Here is an 18,286-nt window from a genome sequence, read left to right on the forward strand (position 1 = left end):
CCAGTTCACACGGTGAAACGGTCAGGGTCGGCGGTCTTCCAGTCGGCCGCCCAGGACTCGGGCGGCTCCACGAGCAACTGCCCCGGCTCCAGCCACTCGTACATCTCGGCGTAGGAGCGCTCGGTGACGGGGTCGACGCGCCGGCGGAGCATGTGCGGGCGCAGGTGCGCGGGGTCGGTGACCCCCATGGAGGCCATGATCTGCAGCGCGCCGGCGACCGTCGCCTCCTGGAAGCGCTGGACGCGGGGCGCCTTGTCGCCGACGTCGAGGGCTCGGGCCCGGCGGGGGTCCTGGGTCGTCACACCGGTGGGGCAGGTGTTCGTGTGGCACCTCTGCGCCTGGATGCAGCCGACGGCGAACATCATCGCCCGCGCCGCGTTGCCGTAGTCGGCCCCCTGCACCATGCGCTTGACCAGATCGGCGGCGGTGGCGATCTTTCCGCCGGCGCCGATCCGGACCCGGTCGCGCAGCCCCGCGCCGACGAGGGCGTTGTGCACGGTGAGCAGCCCCTCGGTGAGCGGAGCGCCCACATGGTCCGCGAACTCCAGCGGCGCCGCGCCGGTCCCGCCCTCGGCCCCGTCCACCACGATGAAGTCGGGCGCCGTGCCCTCCTCCAGCATGGCCTTGCACACCGCGAGGAACTGCGCGCGCGAGCCCACGCACAGCTTGAACCCGGCGGGCTTGCCTCCGGACAGCTCCCGCATCCGTGCGATGAACCGCACGAGTTCACGCGGAGTGGAGAACTCCCGGTGATACGGCGGGGAGATGACGGTCCGCCCTTCGGGAACGCCCCGGACCCGGGCGATCTCTGCGTTCACCTTGGCGCCCGGAAGGACTCCGCCGATCCCGGGCTTGGCGCCCTGCGAGAGCTTGAGGGAGACGCACTTGACGTGGTCGTGGGCTGCCTTGTCGGCGAACTGGGCCGCGTCGAAGGCGCCTTCGTCGGTGCGGCAGCCGAAGTACCCGGTGCCGATCTCCCATATGAGATCGCCACCCGGCCGCAGGTGGTACTCGGACAGGCCGCCCTCACCGGTGTCCTGGGCGAACCCCCCGGCCGCCGCGCCCGCGTTGAGCGCGAGCACGGCGTTGGACGACAGCGAACCGAAGCTCATCGCCGAGACGTTCAGCAGCGCCATGTCGTACGGACGGGCGCAGTCCGGGCCGCCCACCCGCACCCGTGGCGGCTCCTTGGGCACCGGGCACGGCGCCATCGAGGGGACAAGGTACTCGTACCCCGAGCGGTACACGTCCCGTTCGGTGCCGAAGGGCTCCTCCGCGTCGGTGCCCTTCGCACGCTCGTAGACGATGCTGCGCACGTCCCGGTCGAAGGGGCGCCCGTCGTAGTTCCGCTCGATGAAGTACTGCTGGAGTTCGGGGCGTATCGCCTCCATGAGGAAGCGGGCATGGCCGAGGACGGGATAGTTGCGCAGCACCGCGTGCCGGCGCTGGAGCAGATCCCGGGCTCCCAGCGCTCCGACACACACGAGCGGGACGGCCGCGCACCACCACAGGGGCGACACCCCGACCGCCGCCACGACGGATCCGAGGCCGGCCACCAGGAAGAGAAGGACGATTCCAACACGAGTCACATCTCGCGCATTGCCGCGTTCCCGCCAACCATGCCCGCCCGCTTCGCACCGGGTCACGTCACGAGAGCCAGGAGCCGGCATCCTTGACCGAGGCCGAGCCCGGCTTGTTCAGCCTGCTCCATGCGTGACAGGGCCCAGGCCGGAGGGCAGACGGCGGACAGCCGCCGACACGGCCTCCTCTGCCGTCGGCGCCTCGGCCAGCGCCTCTCCCATCAGCTGGGCACTGACGGTGTACGGCTTCTGGCGGTAGGCATTCACACACAGCGGAACAACGCTGAGACGCGGACGGGTACTGGTGGAGAACCGCAGCGTCCAGTGGCTGGTGAAGGGGTAGAGCCCCCGTAGCGCCGGCTCGGCGTACGCCGCCTCGATGAGCGCGCGGTACTCGGGCCAGTCGACCTCGCCGGCTTCCGTGCGCAGGTGTTGCCACTCGGACTCGGTCAGCTGCACCGGGTCGTGGTCCGCCACCTCGAAGCGCCCGGTGAGGTGCACGAAAGGCGCGGCGCGGTGCAGGGCCGCGAGTTCCGCGCCGTCATGCCAGGCCTGTGCGGCCCGAGCGACCTGGGCCAGGTCGTCGGTGTCGCCGTCGACGAGCGTCATGCCCTGGGACGGCTCGCTCCCGCGGATCGACCAACGGCGCTCGACCGCCCAGGCGCTGATGGACAGAACCGTCCGGTGCGGGACGGTGCTCGTGACGGAGGCATCTCGCAGCGGGTCGGACTCGGAGGCGCTGAACGAGACGCCCAGGCCGTCCCTGGTCGCGACGGCCTGGAGCGCGGCGGCGAGGCTCCCCGCAGTCGCGATGTCGGGATAGAGAGTGGAGGGATCACTGGGTGCGGCCATGAGTCACGATTGTGCCCCGGCCGCCCCCCTCGGCGTAACCGGTTCGAGGAGCTTCGACGCCGGTGACAGGTACGAGCATGGCGACGAGTGCCGCGCAGCCGCAGGTGGCGCCGAGGGCGAGCCAGACCGGGTCGTAGGTGCCGAGAGCGTCCCGGGCCACGCCACCGAGAAGCGCGGCCGCACCGGCCCCGATCTGGTGGGCGGCGTTGACCCAGCCGAAGACGATGGCGCTGTCCTCGCCGTGGAAGGCGCGGCACAGGGCGATGACCGGAGGCACGGTGGCGAGGTCCAGGAGGCCGAAGGCGACCACGAAGACCATCATGGGCGGGGTGACGGTGGCCGCCATCGTCACGGGCAGGAGCGCGAGCAGGATGCCGCGGAGTGTGAAGTGGACCGCGAGCAGGCGGCGGGAGTCCATGCGGTCGGTGAGCCAGCCGGAGCCGACGGTGCCCGCGACATTGAAGACGCCGATGAGGGCGAGCAGCTCGGACGAGGTGGTGACGGCCATGCCGTGGTCGTGGGCCGCGGGGGTGAAGTGCGTCCACATGATGCCGTTGGTGGTGGCGCCGCAGATCGCGAACATGCCGGCCAGCAGCCAGAAGGGTGCGGTGCGGGCGGAGTCGCGGAGCACGGTGAGGGTGCGCCGGGCGGCCCCGGCGATCGGGGGCGGCTTGGGCACGAACTCGCCGCTGCCGTAAGGGCGCTGCCCGAGATCCGCGGGGTGGTCGCGCAGGACCAGCCAGGCGAGCGGGGCCACGGCCGACGCGGCAAGGGCGAGGGTGACCAGGGCGGGGCGCCAGTCGTAGTGGTCGATGGTCCAGGACAGAGCGGGCAGGAACACCATCTGGCCGAGGACGCTGCCGGAGGAGAGGACGCCGGTGACGAGGCCGCGCCGGGTGGTGAACCAGCGGGTGGTGACGGTGGCCCCGAACGTCATGGAGAGGGAGCCGGTGCCGAGGCCGACGAGGAACCCCCAGAAGAGGGTGAACTGCCAGGGGACGTTCATCACCGTGGTGAGCAGAGAGCCTGACGCCACGGTCGCCAGGGCCGCTACGGCCACGCGGCGGACGCCGAAGCGGTCCATGAGCGACGCGGCGAACGGCGCGGCGAGCCCGTACAGCACCATGTTCGCCGAGGAGGCGACGACCACGGTGCCGCGCGTCCAGTGGAACTCGCGCTGGAGCGGGCTCTGCAGGATGCCGGGCATCGTGGAGAAGGATCCGGCGACGACGATGGCCAGAGCCGCCACCGCCGCGACCCACCAGGCACGGTGCAGCGTGCGGCGTGGTCCGGAGTCGGGAGAACGACGGCGGTCGTGTTCCTGCCGGTGCCCGGGATGTCCGATCGTCGTGTCGTCCATGCGCTCCATCCTTCGTGCGGTGAGGGACGCATGACCATGGGCCAGATGGACGCGTAGTGAAAGAGTCCGGCCATGGCTGAGATGAAGGGGACGGAACCGCATCGCGTGGTCACCCTGGTTCGTCCAGGGTTGCTGCCGATGGAACTGGGCATCGTCCACCGCTTGTTCGGCACCGCCGTCGATGCCCGAGGCCGACCGCTGTACTCGGTGACGACCTGCGCGCCGGAGCCCGGCGAGCTGGCGACGGACGCGGACTTCACCGTGAACGTCGCCCACGGACCGGAGGCGCTCGGCGACGCCGGCACCGTGCTCGTGCCGGCCGCCGAAGAGGACTACCGGCCCCAGCAGCGGGGACGGTTGGACGAGTCCGTGCGCCGGGCGCTCGGGTACATCCGGGCGGGGACCCGGGTGGCTTCGATCTGCACCGGATCGTTCGTGCTGGCGGCGGCCGGGCTTCTCGCGGGACGGCGGGCCACGACGCACTGGAAGTCGTGCGACGAGTTGCGGAGCCTCTATCCGGAGATCGCCGTGGATCCCGATGTGCTGTACACGGACGACCGGGGCGTGCTGACCTCCGCGGGCGTCGCCGCCGGTGTCGACCTGTGCCTGCACATGATCCGGAGCGACCACGGTGCCGACGTGGCGAACGCGGTGGCACGCCGAACCGTCGTGCCACCGCACCGGGAGGGCGGACAGGCCCAGTACATCGAGCAGCCGGTGCCCGCGCCCGGGAGCAGTTCGACGGCAGCCGCCCGCGCCTACGCTCTCGGCCACCTGGGAGAGCCGCTGCTCCTGGAGGATCTGGCGCGGGAGGCGTCGGTGAGCGTGCGGACCCTGAGCCGGCGCTTTCTGCTGGAGACGGGAACGACCCCGATGCGCTGGCTGGCCGAGCAGAGGTTGCAGCACGCTCGTCGCCTCCTGGAGCGCACCGACGAGCCCGTGGACCGCATCGCCTCGGTGGCGGGCTTCGGCACCGGCACGGCGATGCGCCAGCACTTCCGGGAGACGTTGGGCATCTCACCGCGCGTGTACCGCAACACGTTCCGGGGGGCGGGTTGAGCGAGGCCAGGCTCGCACGAGCCGTTCACTTTATGTGACAACCACCAGGTGGATAGGGTACGGCGCAGCAACGAGCAGGCGACCGGACCGGGCGGATCGGGGGACGGTAGGTGGGATGGCGCGAGGAGATCGCCTCGGCACTCGGCGAGTGGATCGCCGTCGAAGGAGGCGCGGGCAAGCAGCCGCGCTGGCAGCTCGTCGGGCGGGCGGCCCGGAGCGGCGACCTGCGCCGGTACGTGGTCGATCTACGGGGCTCCGACATCGGACCCGAACAGCTGGACTCACTGAGGCTGGCCGGGCCGGACGACGACGGCATCGAGACCAAGGGCTTCGCCGTCTCCGAAGCCGTGCAGAACGGCTCCCTGCTCACCCTGCTGGCACCGAGGTTCGCCGAGATCGCCGACCCTCATCTGTGGATGCTCAAGCAGCCGCCCACCTTCCTGATCGAGGCCCTGCGTGACGGTATCGCCCAACTGGGTGAACATCCCCTCGCCACCGCTCTCGCGACCGCGACGATCGGCGGCGCCTCGGCGCACACCATCGATCCGCCGGGTTTCCATCCTGCCCAGGCGGACGCGTACCGGGCCTGCCTCGGCGAGGGCGTCCACCTGGTGTGGGGGCCACCTGGTACGGGGAAGACCACCGTCCTCAAGCGGGCCATCGGCGACCTGATCGCCCAGGGCCGGCGTGTGCTGCTGGTGTCGGCCACGAACATCGCCGTGGACAACGCCCTGCTGGGGGTGGTGCGGGAGAAGCGCCACGCGTTCGGTGACATCGTCCGGGTGGGGACACCGCACCTGCGCGAGGTGGCCGAGGACCCTTCCGTGTCCCTGCCCCTGATGGTCCGGGCACGGCTGACGGAGGCGGCGGCCCGGTGTGCGGAACTCGAGGCCGAGCTCGTCGCCATCGGGGACCGGGCCCAGCAGTTGGCAGTGCTGGAAAGCGGCCTTGCGGGCTTTGACGCCCCGTCGTACTTCGCGGCGCTGAGGTTCGTACGGACGCCCGGACAGGACGTGGCCGCGGCACAGGCCCGGGTGACCGAGGCGGAAGAGAAGCTCAGCCAGGCAGTCCGACGCCTCCACCGCCTCGGGGAGGCCGTCGGGGCAGCACGCGCGCGTCAGAAGGCCGCCGAGGCGTCGAAGGAGCGCTGGCGCGAAGTCGACGCGCTCTCGCAGGAGATCACCCGCGTGCGGGACGCGGCCGGAAACAGCGAGGCCGACGCGCTCCTCGCGGACGACCACCGCCGTTCCCTGGAGCTGAGGCTGAAGGAACTCGAGGCGAAGGGCGCCGTCAGCAGGTGGCGACAGCGCGACACGATCGCAGGCCTTCAGGACGAACTGGCGAACGCCCGACAGGCGGCCACCGACGCCCGTGTGGCAGCACAGGAGGCCCGCGCCACCGCGACCGCGCACATCGCCCGTGTCGATGCCCGAGTCGACGCGCTGGTCGAGACGATCCCGCTCAGCCGGGACCAGATCTCCCGGCTCGAAGCCGACGCCGTCTCGCTCGCGGCCGAGAGCGCACAGGCCGAGCAGCAGACGCTCACCCTCGAACAAGAGGCGACCCGGGCCTCCGAGACCGCCGTCCGCGCCCGACAGGCCCAGGACCTGGCCGAACAGGCCGCCGGACGAGGCTTGCCGGCCCAGCATGATCGGGCCGAACGGCTGCGTCCCGCCGTGGCCGCCGACCGCACCCGCCGACCGGAGCTGGAGAAGCGGTACAAGCTGGCGCAGGAGGGATACGAACGGCTCGCCCGCAACGCTCAAGGTGAGATCATCAAGTCCGCCAAGCTGGTCGCCACGACCCTGGCCCGGTTTCGCACCAACCGGACGGTCCTCGAAGGGCCGTACGACGTGGTCCTCGTCGACGAGGCGGGTGCCGCGACCCTCCCCGAGGTCCTGCTCGCCACCGGTAAGGCAGACCGGGCGGCCGTCCTGCTCGGCGACTTCATGCAGCTGGGGCCGGTGATCCCGCCGGCCCTCGGCAACAACGACCGCCCCGACATCAGACGATGGCTGCACCCGGACGTCTTCCAGCACTGCGGCATCCACGAACCGTCGGACGCCGAGGCGCACCCGTCGTGCGTCACGCTCACCGAACAGCACCGTTTCGGCCCCGCCGTCATGCGCCTGGCCAACGACCTCGCGTACGGCGGTGTCCTCACCGGCGGCCCCCAGGTGCTGCGGGAGCGGCAGGACAACGACCCCGAGATCGTCCTCATCGACACCGACGGCCTGGACGAGCTGGCTCGCGCCCACCTGACCGGCAGCCGAAAAGGATGGTGGCCCGCCGGATCGCTCATCGCCCGCGCCCTGGTGGAACTCCACCACGAACAGGGTGAAGAGGCCGGCATCGTCACGCCGTACGCCGTCCAGGCCGAGGCCACCCTCGAGGCGCTGCGCGACGTCGAAGGCGCCGGGCGCCCACTCGCGGAGGTCGGTACGGCCCACCGGTTCCAGGGCCGGGAGTTCGACGTCGTCGTCTTCGACACGGTGGAGGGCAGCGGCGACAGCCGCGAGCTGTGGATGGCCCTCGCCCATCGGCAGCCGGGAGCCGATGCCTGGCGACGCAACGGCGTCCGCCTGTTCAACGTGGCGGTGACCCGGACGAAGACCCGTCTGTACGTCGTCGCCGGCGGGGCCCGCGTCAGGAACGCCACACCCGGAACGGCCCTGGCCCGGCTTGCCACACTGATCGGGACCTCGGGCGTCCGGGTCCTGAAGGCCAAGCACCTCATCACTCCGCCGACGGCCCCGGTCCCGCTCCGCGGCGAGTTCGGCACGGCTCTGGCGGAGGTGCTGGGTCGGCACGTGGAGGTGACCGACGTGCACGACGAGACGACCTTCTACGACACCTTCGCCGAGGAGATCAACCGGGCGGAGCACTCCCTGTGGCTCTGGGCGCCGTGGGTCGCAAAGCGGCTCCGCTCCCTGTTGCCCGCCCTCGCGGCCGCCGCCGACCGGGGCGTACGCATCACCGTCTTCATCCGCGACGACACCGACCAGTTGCAGCGCAAGCCCGCGAGCCAGGCGTTGATCGCGGATCTCCGCGCCGTGGCCCACACCGTGATCCCGATGAACGTCATGCACCAGAAGATCGCGGTCCTCGACGAGCGGACCGTGCTCCTCGGCAGCCTGAACGCGCTGTCCCAGAGCTGGACACGGGAGGTGATGGTCGCGATGCGCGGCGCGTACTTCGCCCGCAAGCTGCTCGCACACGAGCACGCGGAGACCTTCGCCCACCCGCCGAAGTGCGGCCGGTGCCGGGGCACGGAGATCGAGATCCGACGGCGGAGGAACGGCAACTGGTTCTGGCGCTGCTACGCCACCCCGTGCAAGACGACCCCTTCCGGCCGCTCCAACGCCTGGACCCAGGACATACGCCTCCGGGGCAACCGCCCTACTTGAGCGGCTCCAGAATCGCCACGCACTCCACATGATGGGTCATCGGGAACAGGTCGAACGCACGCAGTGTCCGTACCCGGTAGCCGCCCTCCCGGAAGTACGCCAGGTCGCGGGCCAGGGCTGCCGGGTCGCAGGCCACGTAGGCGATGCGGCGGGCGCTCAGGGTGGAGAGGTGGGCCACCGTGTCGCGGCCCGCGCCGGTGCGCGGGGGGTCCAGGACGATGAGGTCGACCTCGGTGATGCCGGTGCGCGGCAGGACCGCGTCGACCTTGCCCTGTTCGATGCGGACGCGGTCGAAGTCGGCCAGGTTGTGCCGGGCGTCCTCCACCGCGCGCTTGCCGGACTCGATGCCGAGTACCGCGCCCTGCTCGCCGAGCCGGTCCGCGAGTGCGCCGGCGAACAGGCCGACGCCGCAGTACAGGTCGAGCGCGGTCTCGCCCTTGCGCGGCAGCAGGCCCTGCATCACCGCGGTCACCAGGGTGTCCGCGGCCTTCGGGTGGACCTGCCAGAAGCCGCCGGCTCCGACGCGGTGGGTGCGGCCGTCGGCGCGTTCGCGGACGAAGGGGCGGCCGTGGACGCGGTGCACCCCGCCGGACCGCTCGTCGACCCTGAGCACCGACACCGGCCGGTCCAGCTCCACCAGGGGCAGCCGTGCGCCGGGCTTCGGGGTGAGGATCACCTGGCGGTCCTGGGAGCCCGTCGCGGCGATGGCCTCGACCGAGTCCATGCCCGTCCAGGACCGCTTCTCGACGCCCAGCTCGCTGACGCCCTCCGCAGCGATCATGCAGCGCTCGACCGGCTCCACCTCGTGCGAGCGGTGCCGTCGCAGGCCTGCCCTGCCGGAGGGGTCCACCGCGTACTGCACCCTCGTACGCCACTGCGGGACGTCGCCCGCCGGGAGCTTGTCGCCCTCGGCCGGCACCACCGTGCCGTCCCAGCCGGCCTCCTCGGGGGTGAGGCCGGCGAGCCGGCTGAGCTGCTCGGCGATCACCTCGCCCTTGAGCCGGCGCTGGGCGCCCGGCTTGGCGTGCTGCCAGTCGCAGCCGCCGCAGCGGCCGGGGCCCGCGTAGGGGCAGGGCGCGTCGATACGGTCCTTGGAGGCCTCCAGGACGCGTACGGCGTCGGCGCGCAGGAAGCGGGCGCCCTCCTCGCCCTCCGTCACCCGCGCCACGACCCGCTCACCGGGCAGGGTGTGCCGGACGAACAGGACCTGGCCCTCGTCCGTGCGGGCGATGCAGTGACCGCCGTGGGCGACGGGGCCGATCTCGACCTCGTACTCCTCCCCCACCAGGGACTTCTTCGGTTCTGCCTGCATGGGGGGACGACTCCAGATGCGCGAGGGGGCAAGGGGGCGGCTACGCCACGGCCGGACAACAGCCCACCAGTCTACGTGGGTGTCGTCCGGCCGTTCACCACGAGCGGGCGGGTTCTCAGCTCTGCGAGGCCGACGACTCCTTGGCGCGTTCCGCGGGGCCCCGCCGTACGGCGCCCGGCGCGTTCCAGTCCTGGCGTCGGCGGGCGCGCAGTTTCGCGGCCTCCGAGGACTGCAGCTGGTAGGGCACCGAGGTCACCATGACACCCGGGGTGAACAGCAGTCGGCCCTTGAGCCGCAGGGCGCTCTGGTTGTGCAGCAGATGCTCGTACCAGCGGCCCACCACGTACTCCGGGATGATCACGGAGACGGCGTCGCGCGGGGACTCCCGTCGCAGGCCCTTGACGTACTCGATCACCGGGCGGGTGATCTCGCGGTAGGGCGAGTCGAGGACCTTCAGCGGGACGTCGATGCCGCGCCGCTCCCACTCGTCCCGCAGCGCCTTGGTCTCCGCCGGGTCGACGTTGACGCTCAGGGCCTCGAGGGTGTCGGTGCGCAGCAGCTTGGCGTAGGCCAGGGCACGCAGCGTGGGGCGGTGGATCTTGGAGATGAGCACCACCGAGTGGACGCGCGAGGGGCGGACGCTGTCGTCGCTGGGTACCTCGGGAGCGGCGAGTTCCTCGGCCACTCCGTCGTAGTGCCTGCGGATCGCGGTCATCGTCACGTAGAAGATGCACATGCCCAGCAGGGCGACCCAGGCGCCGTGTGTGAACTTGGTGACCAGGACGACGACCAGGACCAGGCCGGTGAAGAAGGCGCCGAAGGCGTTGATGGCACGGGAGCGCACCATGTGGCGGCGCTTCGCCTGGTCCGTCTCGCTCGCCAGGTGCCGGTTCCAGTGCCGGACCATGCCGGTCTGGCTGAGCGTGAACGACACGAACACGCCGACGATGTACAGCTGGATCAGCCGGGTCGAGTCGGCACCGTAGATGAAGATCAGCAGGCTGGCCGTGCCCGCGAGCAGCACGATGCCGTTGGAGAAGGCGAGCCGGTCGCCGCGGGTGTGCAGCTGGCGCGGGAGGTAGCGGTCCTGGGCCAGGATCGAGCCGAGCAGCGGGAAGCCGTTGTAGGCGGTGTTCGCGGCGAGGAACAGCACCAGGGCGGTGGCCGCCGCCAGGATGAGGAACAGGAAGCTCCCCTTGCCGAATACCGCCTCGGCGACCTGGGAGATCACCGGGTTCTGGACATAGCCGGCGCCCACTCCGACGCCGTGGTGCAGGAGGTCCGTGGCGGGGTTCTCGGCCATCCGCACCTTGGTCGTCATGGCGAGCGCGATGATGCCGCAGAACATGGTGACGGCGAGCAGGCCCATCATCGCGAGCGTGGTCGCCGCGTTCTTCGACTTGGGCTTGCGGAAGGCCGGCACGCCGTTGGAGATCGCCTCGACGCCGGTGAGCGCGGCACAGCCGGAGGAGAAGGCGCGCAGCAGCAGGAACACCAGCGCGAAGCCCGCGAGGCCCTGGTGCTCCGCCTTGATCGTGTACGCGGCCGTGGGCGCGCGCATGGTGTCGCCGAGGACGAGGCCCCGGAAGGCACCCCAGGCGATCATGATGAAGACGCCGGCCACGAAGACATATGTCGGAATGGCGAACAGCGTGCCCGACTCCTTGACGCCGCGCAGGTTCATCAGCGTGAGGAGCACGACCACGGCGACCGCGCACAGCACCTTGTGCTCGATCACGAAGGGGACCGCGGAGCCGAGGTTCTCGATGCCGGAGGAGATGGACACGGCGACCGTGAGGACGTAGTCCACGAGAAGGGCGCTGGCGACCGTGAGGCCGGCCTTGGGGCCGAGGTTGGTGGTGGCCACCTCGTAGTCGCCGCCACCGCTCGGGTACGCGTGCACGTTCTGCCGGTAGGAGGCGACCACGGTGAACATCAGCACGACGACCGCGACCGCGATCCATGGGCTGAAGTGGTAGGCCGACACTCCTGCGATGGACAGGACCAGCAGCACCTCGCCGGGCGCGTAGGCCACGGAGGAGAGGGGGTCGGAGGCGAAGACGGGGAGGGCGATGCGCTTCGGCAGGAGCGTTTCCCCGAGCCGGTCACTGCGCAAGGCGCGCCCGATCAGGATCCGCTTGGGCACGTCGGTCAGTTTGGACACAAGAGAGGATCGTAAGGGTTCGAACTGGGGGCCGCCCACCCGCGGACGGAGATCTGCCTCACGAGGGGGTCGCGCGGGGCCTCCCCGACGGCTCTCCCGGGGCGCTCTGGCGCGCGGCGGCGCGCAACACGGTCCGGCGCGCCCGTGGGCAAGGGTGACCGACGTGGACCGTGCCTGTGTAGCTTGGGCGGCGGTCTGAGACCCTGTTCCCTGCACTTCACCTGAGCCGCGATATCGACATCGGCGTCGATGTCGCGACATCGGCATCGGATGACATCGGAAGGACGGTCGTGCACATCGTCATCATGGGCTGCGGAAGAGTGGGATCCGCTCTCGCCCAGACCCTGGAGCAACAGGGGCACACGGTCGCCGTGGTCGACCAGGACCCCACCGCCTTCCGACGACTGGGCTCGGGGTTCGGCGGCCGTCGTGTCACCGGGGTCGGCTTCGACCAGGACACCCTGCGCGAGGCGGGCATCGAGGAGGCGGGCGCCTTCGCCGCGGTCTCCAGCGGCGACAACTCGAACATCATCGCGGCGCGCGTCGCGCGGGAGATGTTCGGCATCGAGAACGTCGCGGCCCGTATCTACGACCCCCGCCGTGCCGAGGTCTACCAGCGGCTCGGTATCCCGACCGTCGCCACGGTCCGCTGGACGGCGGACCAGATGCTGCGGCGGCTGCTGCCGTCGGGCGCGGAGCCGCTGTGGCGCGACCCCACCGGGGGCGTCCAGCTCGCCGAGGTGCACGCCTCGCCGAAGTGGGTCGGGCACAAGATCAGCAAGATGCAGGAGGAGACGGGCGTACGGGTCGCGTTCCTCACCAGGCTGGGCGAGGCGATCCTGCCGACCTCGCAGACGGTGTTGCAGGAGGGCGACCTCGTGCACGTGATGATGCGGACGGACGACGTCGACACGGTCGAGGCGTCGTTCTCCGAGGGGCCTGAAGAGGAGGGCGGTCACTGATGAGGGTCGCCATTGCCGGTGCCGGCGCGGTGGGCCGCTCGATCGCGGGCGAGCTCCTGGAGAACGGGCACGAGGTCCTGCTGATCGACAAGGCTCCGACCGCGATCTCGGTCGAGCGTGTCCCGCAGGCGGAGTGGCTGCTGGCCGACGCCTGCGAGATCACGTCGTTGGACGAGGCGGCGCTCCAGCGCTGCAACGTGGTGATCGCCGCGACGGGTGACGACAAGGTCAACCTGGTGGTGTCGCTGCTCGCCAAGACGGAGTACGGCGTTCCGCGGGTGGTCGCGCGCGTCAACAACCCGAAGAACGAGTGGCTGTTCAACGAGGCGTGGGGGGTGGACGTCGCCGTGTCCACTCCGCGCCTGATGTCGGCGCTGGTCGAGGAGGCCGTGAGTGTCGGCGACCTGGTGCGGCTGCTGCGGTTCAGCCATGGGGACGCGAACCTGGTGGAGCTGACGCTGCCGCCGGAGTCGGCGCTGGCGGGTACCCGGGTGGGCGATGTGCAGTGGCCGCAGGACACGTCGCTGGTGACGATCATCCGGGGGACGCGGGTGCTCACGCCGTCCCTGGAGGACTCGCTGGAGGCCGGGGACGAGCTGCTGTTCGTGGCGGCGCAGGCGCGGGAGGAGCAGCTGGAGGAGCTGCTGTCCGTGCGGCGCGAGGAGGCTTAGCCGGTTCGGTTCGCCGGGGGCGTGGGGTTGCGCAGTTCCCCGCGCCCCTGTCAGTGGGCTTGCCCGTTCGTTGTCGGGTGCCGGCCCGTGGGTGGGTTTTGCGCAGTTCCCCGCGCCCCTGGTCGACGGCCCGCGCGTTCGTCGTCGGGTGCCGGCCCGTGGGTGGATTTCGCGCAGTTCCCCGCGCCCCTGTCAGTGGGCTTGCCCGTTCGTTGTCGAGTGCTGGCCCGTGGGTGGGTTTTGCGCGGTTCCCCGCGCCCCTGGTCGACGTCCCGCGCGTTCGTTGTCGGGTTCCGGGCCGTGGGGGGCTCTCGCGGTCCCCCGCGCACCCGGTCAGCCGGGTGGCGGCCTTCCCGGGTCTCTAGCTAGCCAGGGCTACGGGTTCCTGCGGTGTTTGCCGGCCGGTTCGGTGGGCTCCTTCTGGGCCTGCTGGGCCTTCTCGGCCTGTTCCTCCGCCTCCATCTCGGCGAAGACGTCGATCGGGGCGGGTGCCTTCGCCAGGAAGACCCAGGTCAGCCAGACGGCGAGCAGGAACGGCGGGATCTTCAGCGCGATCAGGACCCAGCCGAGCTGGGAGGTGTTGGCCCACCAGTACAGCGGGAAGAGGATCGCGCACTTGGCGAGCAGGATCAGGCCCCACGCCCAGCTGGCCTTCGCGTAGGCCTTCTTGCGGCCCGGGTTGCGCGTGCGCCAGGAGAGGTTCTCCTTGAAGACCGGGCCGAGGATCAGCCCGATCAGCGGGACCCCCGCGAGCGTGGTGACGATGTACGCCAGGGCCAGGCCCAGCGTGTAGAGCATGCCCGGCAGGTAGAAGTCCTTCGCGTTGCCGGTCATCATCGCGAAGACCACGCCGAACGCCACGCCGAACACACCGCTGAAGGCGTGCTTGACGGTGTCCCTCATGACGAGGCGCACCACCACCATCGCCAGGGACACCACGAGCGCGGCGATCGCCGACCAGTGAAGGTCCTTGTTGATCGTGAAGATGGTGACGAAGAACAGGCCCGGCAGCACGGTCTCGACCATGCCGCGGACGCCGCCGAACGCCTCGAAGAGCGCGGCCTCCGTCACCGCCCGTGAATCGTGCTGGGTGTCTTCGGTCGGCTTCTCGAGTGACGTCACCGGCTACTCCCGTCCGAGCGGTCTGAGTTCGTACTTCGGATTGAACAGGACTCTGCGGCCCCGGCTCATGGAGATGCGGCCCGAGGCGATCAGCTTGCGCCCCGGTTCTATGCCGACGATGGAGCGCCTGCCGAGCCACACCACGTCCAGAGCCGCCGTACCGTCGAACAGTTCGGCCTCCAGGGCGGGAACACCGGCCCGCGGACGCAGCGTGACCGTGCGCAAGGTACCAGTAACCGTGACGATCTGCCGGTCGTGGCAGTCGCCGATGCGCGTGCAGCCCGTCTCCTCGGCGTCCTCCCGCAGCTCCTCCGACTCCAGGTCCTCCTGGGACGAGGAGAGCCGGTCGAGCATGCGACGCAGGCGGCCGACCGGCTTTTCGGATCGAGGAACAGCGCTCATAGAGAAAGCGTACCGGGGCGTGCCCGGACCCCGTGCCGGCACGGCCCGCTCACCTCTCGAAGCGGTAGCCCATCCCCGGTTCGGTGATGAAGTGCTTGGGGTGGGCCGGGTCCGCCTCCAGTTTCCGCCGCAGCTGGGCCATGTAGACCCGCAGGTAGTTCGACTCCGTCCCGTACGACGGGCCCCACACCTCCTGGAGCAGCTGCTTCTGGCTGACCAGGCGGCCCATGTTGCGCACGAGCACCTCCAGCAGATGCCACTCCGTGGGCGTGAGGCGTACGTCCCTGCCGTCCCGCCCGACCTTCTTCGCGGCGAGGTCGACGGTGAAGTCGGCGGTCTCCACGACGACGTCGTCCTCGCCCGCCCCGGTCGGCTCGGCCCGCCGGACGGCGGCCCGGAGCCGGGCGAGCAGCTCGTCCATGCCGAACGGCTTGGTGACGTAGTCGTCGGCGCCCGCGTCCAGGGCCTCCACCTTCTCGTCCGAGGTGTGGCGGGCGGAGAGGACCAGGATCGGCACCCGTGTCCAGCCGCGCAGGCCCTTGATCACCTCGACGCCGTCCATGTCGGGCAGCCCGAGGTCGAGCACCACGACGTCGGGATGGCGGGCCGCGGCGAGCTGGAGCGCGGTGGCGCCGTCGGGGGCCGCGTCGACCTCGTACTTGCGTGCCTTCAGGTTGATCACGAGGGCGCGCACGATCTGCGGCTCGTCGTCGACCACGAGCACCCGGGTCATGTGGTTCGCCTTTCTGCTTCGGCGGCGGAGCCGGCGGGTACGGGGATGCGCTCCACGGCCCGGAGGGTGAGGACCATGGTGAGGCCGCCGCCGGGGGTGTCCTCTGCGTTCAGCGTGCCGCCCATGGCCTCCGCGAAGCCGCGTGCCACCGCGAGGCCGAGGCCGACGCCCGCACCGCGCGGTGCGTCGCCGTAGCGCTGGAAGGGTTCGAAGATCCGTTCCTTGGCGTCGTCGGGCACTCCGGGCCCCCGGTCGACGACACGGACCTCCACGCGGTCGGCGAGGGCGCTCGCCAGGACCAGGACGGGCAGCCCGCGGGGGCTGTACTTGACGGCGTTCTCCACGAGGTTGGCGACCGTGCGTTCCAGGAGCCCCGCGTCCACGTGGACCATCGGCAGGGTCTCGGGGACGTCCAGCTCCACGCTGTCCTCGGGTACGCCGCCGAGCGCCATCGGGACCACCTCGTCCACGTCGATCTCGCGGATGATCGGGGTGACGGTGCCCGTCTGCAGGCGCGACATGTCGAGCAGGTTGCCCACCAGGTGGTCGAGCCGGTCGGCGCCGTCCTCGATGGCCGCGAGCAGTTCGGCGGTGTCCTCCTCGGACCACTCGACGTCGTCGGAGCGGAGCGAGGTCACGGCGGCCTTGATGCCGGCCAGCGGGGTGCGCAGGTCGTGGCTGACGGCGGCGAGCAGCGCGGTGCGGATGCGGTTGCCCTCGGCCAGCGTGCGGGCCTGCTCGGCCTCCTGCCGCAGGCGCTCGCGGTCCAGGGCCACGGCGGCCTGGGCGGCGAAGGCGGCCAGGACCCGGCGGTCGGATGCGGGCAGGACCCGCCCGGACAGTGCCAGCGCCATGTGGTCCCCGACGGGCACGTCGACGTCCGCGTCCTCGGGCCGTTCGACCGGGGTGCCGGGGCCCACGCTGCCCGCGCAGGTCCACGGGTCGACGTCGCTGACGCGTTCCAGCAGGGCCGCCGTGTCCATGGCGAACGTCTCCCGTACGCGGTCGAGGATCGCGTCCAGGCTGGTCTCGCCGCGCAGCACGCTGCCCGCGAGAAAGGAGAGGATCTCCGACTCGGCGCGCAGCCGTGCGGCCTGGTGGGTGCGCCGGGCCGCCAGGTCCACCACCGAGGCCACGGACACGGCCACGGCCACGAAGATCACGATGGCGACGATGTTCTGGGGATCGGCGATCGTCAGCCGGTGCAGGGGCGGCGTGTAGTAGTAGTTCAGCAGCAGCGAGCCGAAGGCCGCGGAGGCGAGCGCCGGCAGGAGGCCTCCGAGCAGGGCCGCGGCCACGGTCAGCGCCAGGAACAGCAGCATGTCGTTGGCGAGGCCGAGGTCGACGGCGTTCAGCGCCAGCGCGAGCACGACCGGGCCGAGGACGCCGGCGAGCCACCCGGCCAGGATCCGGGCGCGGCCGAGTCGGGCACCGCGGGCGACGGGCAGACCGCGCCCCTTGGCGACCTCCTCGTGGGTGACGATGTGCACGTCGATGTCCGGGCCGGACTCCCGGGCCACCGTGACGCCCACGCCCGGCCCGAAGACGTACTGCCACGTCTTGCGGCGGGAGGAGCCGAGGACGATCTGGGTGGCGTTGGCGCCGCGCGCGAAGTCGAGCAGCGCGGCGGGGATGTCGTCGCCCACCACATGGTGGAAGGTGCCGCCCAGGTCCTCGACGAGGGTCCGCTGGAGGGCCAGTTCCTTCGGTGAGCCGGAGGTCAGTCCGTCGCTGCGGGAGATGTACACGGCGAGCACCTCGCCGCCCGCGCCCTTCTCGGCCAGTCGCGCGGCCCGCCGGATCAGGGTCCGGCCCTCGGGGCCGCCCGTGAGGCCCACCACGATCCGCTCGCGCGAGCCCCAGATCTTCGACACCTGGTGCTCGCTGCGGTACTCGTTCAGGTACTCGTCGACCCGGTCCGCGACCCACAGCAGGGCCAGCTCCCGCAGCGCGGTCAGGTTCCCGGGCCGGAAGTAGTTCGACAGGGCCGCGTCGACCTTGTCCGGCTGGTAGATGTTGCCGTGCGCCATCCGCCGGCGCAGGGCCTGCGGCGACATGTCGACCAGCTCGATCTGGTCCGCGCGCCGCACCATCTCGTCGGGTACGGTCTCGCGCTGCCGTATGCCCGTGATGGACTCGACGACATCGCCGAGGGACTCCAGATGCTGGATGTTGACGGTCGAGACGACGTCGATGCCCGCGGCGAGCAGCTCCTCGACGTCCTGCCAGCGCTTGGCGTTGCGCGAGCCGGGGACGTTGGTGTGGGCCAGTTCGTCCACCAGGGCGACGGCCGGGGCGCGGTGCAGGACGGCGTCCACGTCCATCTCGGTGAACGCGGAGCCCCGGTGGACCAGCTCCTTGCGCGGGATCTGCTCCAGGCCGTGGAGCATCACCTCGGTGCGCGGGCGCCCGTGGTGCTCCACGAAGGCGACGACGCAGTCCGTTCCCCGCTCGACCCGCCGGTGCGCCTCGGACAGCATGGCGTAGGTCTTGCCCACGCCCGGTGCGGCACCGAGATAGATCCGCAGCTTTCCGCGTCCCATGGTCCTATTGTCTTCCCGTCGCAGCCGCGCACACCGAGGTCGCCGTGTACGCTGCGTCGACCTTACGGCCAACAAATACGACAATCGGGACAGCGAGCATCCGGGGTGGGCGTCTTTGA

General features: G+C 71.1%; 13 protein-coding genes. 4 read left to right on the forward strand and 9 right to left on the reverse strand.

All coding sequences use genetic code 11. The features are described from left to right. Positions 1-5: 5 nt before the first annotated feature. The 3 genes from AB0C59_RS15695 to AB0C59_RS15705 form a co-directional block, all read right to left on the reverse strand. A complete protein-coding gene (locus tag AB0C59_RS15695) occupies positions 6-1,589 on the reverse strand; it encodes an FMN-binding glutamate synthase family protein (protein WP_363004691.1) in 1,584 nt (527 codons plus the stop codon). Positions 1,590-1,697: 108 nt separating this feature from the next. Further along, on the reverse strand, positions 1,698-2,432 hold the full coding sequence (locus AB0C59_RS15700) for a DUF6193 family natural product biosynthesis protein (protein WP_363004693.1): 735 nt from the start codon (positions 2,430-2,432) through the stop codon (positions 1,698-1,700). Further along, positions 2,416-3,801, reverse strand: coding sequence for an MFS transporter (locus tag AB0C59_RS15705; protein ID WP_363004695.1), 1,386 nt, complete (start codon positions 3,799-3,801; stop codon positions 2,416-2,418). Before AB0C59_RS15705 ends, AB0C59_RS15700 begins: the two co-directional genes overlap by 17 nt. Before the next feature lie 63 nt (positions 3,802-3,864). Between AB0C59_RS15705 and AB0C59_RS15710 the strand changes: the two genes are divergently transcribed. Both AB0C59_RS15710 and AB0C59_RS15715 read left to right on the forward strand, forming a co-directional pair. Then, positions 3,865-4,851 (forward strand): helix-turn-helix domain-containing protein, encoded by a 987-nt coding sequence (locus AB0C59_RS15710; protein WP_363004697.1) that lies wholly within the window; start codon positions 3,865-3,867, stop codon positions 4,849-4,851. 110 nt (positions 4,852-4,961) lie between these two features. After that, positions 4,962-8,258, forward strand: coding sequence for an AAA domain-containing protein (locus tag AB0C59_RS15715; protein ID WP_363004699.1), 3,297 nt, complete (start codon positions 4,962-4,964; stop codon positions 8,256-8,258). Here the strand turns inward: AB0C59_RS15715 and AB0C59_RS15720 are convergent. Continuing rightward, positions 8,251-9,570 (reverse strand): class I SAM-dependent RNA methyltransferase, encoded by a 1,320-nt coding sequence (locus AB0C59_RS15720; RefSeq protein ID WP_363004701.1) that lies wholly within the window; start codon positions 9,568-9,570, stop codon positions 8,251-8,253. The genes AB0C59_RS15715 and AB0C59_RS15720 overlap by 8 nt on opposite strands. 115 nt (positions 9,571-9,685) lie before the next feature. After that, positions 9,686-11,734 carry an APC family permease gene (locus AB0C59_RS15725; protein WP_363004703.1) on the reverse strand — a complete coding sequence of 683 codons (2,049 nt, stop codon included), beginning with the start codon at positions 11,732-11,734 and terminating at the stop codon, positions 9,686-9,688. A gap of 290 nt (positions 11,735-12,024) precedes the next feature. Between AB0C59_RS15725 and AB0C59_RS15730 the strand changes: the two genes are divergently transcribed. Together AB0C59_RS15730 and AB0C59_RS15735 are read left to right on the forward strand one after the other, a co-directional pair. Then, the gene (locus AB0C59_RS15730) at positions 12,025-12,696 is read left to right on the forward strand and encodes a TrkA family potassium uptake protein (RefSeq protein ID WP_363004705.1); all 672 of its coding nucleotides are present in this window, start codon (positions 12,025-12,027) and stop codon (positions 12,694-12,696) included. Further along, complete coding sequence (locus tag AB0C59_RS15735) at positions 12,696-13,367, forward strand: TrkA family potassium uptake protein (protein WP_363004707.1); 672 nt, start codon at positions 12,696-12,698, stop codon at positions 13,365-13,367. The genes AB0C59_RS15730 and AB0C59_RS15735 overlap by 1 nt, the downstream gene beginning before the upstream one ends. Before the next feature lie 375 nt (positions 13,368-13,742). Here AB0C59_RS15735 and AB0C59_RS15740 read toward each other — a convergent pair whose 3' ends face one another. The 4 genes from AB0C59_RS15740 to AB0C59_RS15755 are packed head-to-tail and all read right to left on the reverse strand — an operon-like array spanning position 13,743 to position 18,167. After that, positions 13,743-14,489 (reverse strand): DUF3159 domain-containing protein, encoded by a 747-nt coding sequence (locus tag AB0C59_RS15740; protein ID WP_363004709.1) that lies wholly within the window; start codon positions 14,487-14,489, stop codon positions 13,743-13,745. Positions 14,490-14,492: 3 nt separating this feature from the next. Then, positions 14,493-14,891: an OB-fold nucleic acid binding domain-containing protein gene (locus tag AB0C59_RS15745; RefSeq protein ID WP_363004711.1), complete on the reverse strand. Its 399-nt coding sequence runs from the start codon at positions 14,889-14,891 to the stop codon at positions 14,493-14,495. A gap of 49 nt (positions 14,892-14,940) precedes the next feature. Further along, on the reverse strand, positions 14,941-15,624 hold the full coding sequence (locus AB0C59_RS15750; RefSeq protein WP_363004713.1) for a response regulator: 684 nt from the start codon (positions 15,622-15,624) through the stop codon (positions 14,941-14,943). Next, complete coding sequence (locus AB0C59_RS15755; RefSeq protein WP_363004715.1) at positions 15,621-18,167, reverse strand: ATP-binding protein; 2,547 nt, start codon at positions 18,165-18,167, stop codon at positions 15,621-15,623. The genes AB0C59_RS15750 and AB0C59_RS15755 overlap by 4 nt, the downstream gene beginning before the upstream one ends. Between the last annotated feature and the right edge of the window lie 119 nt (positions 18,168-18,286).

This window comes from Streptomyces sp. NPDC048664, assembly GCF_040650555.1.
Lineage (GTDB): Bacteria > Actinomycetota > Actinomycetes > Streptomycetales > Streptomycetaceae > Streptomyces.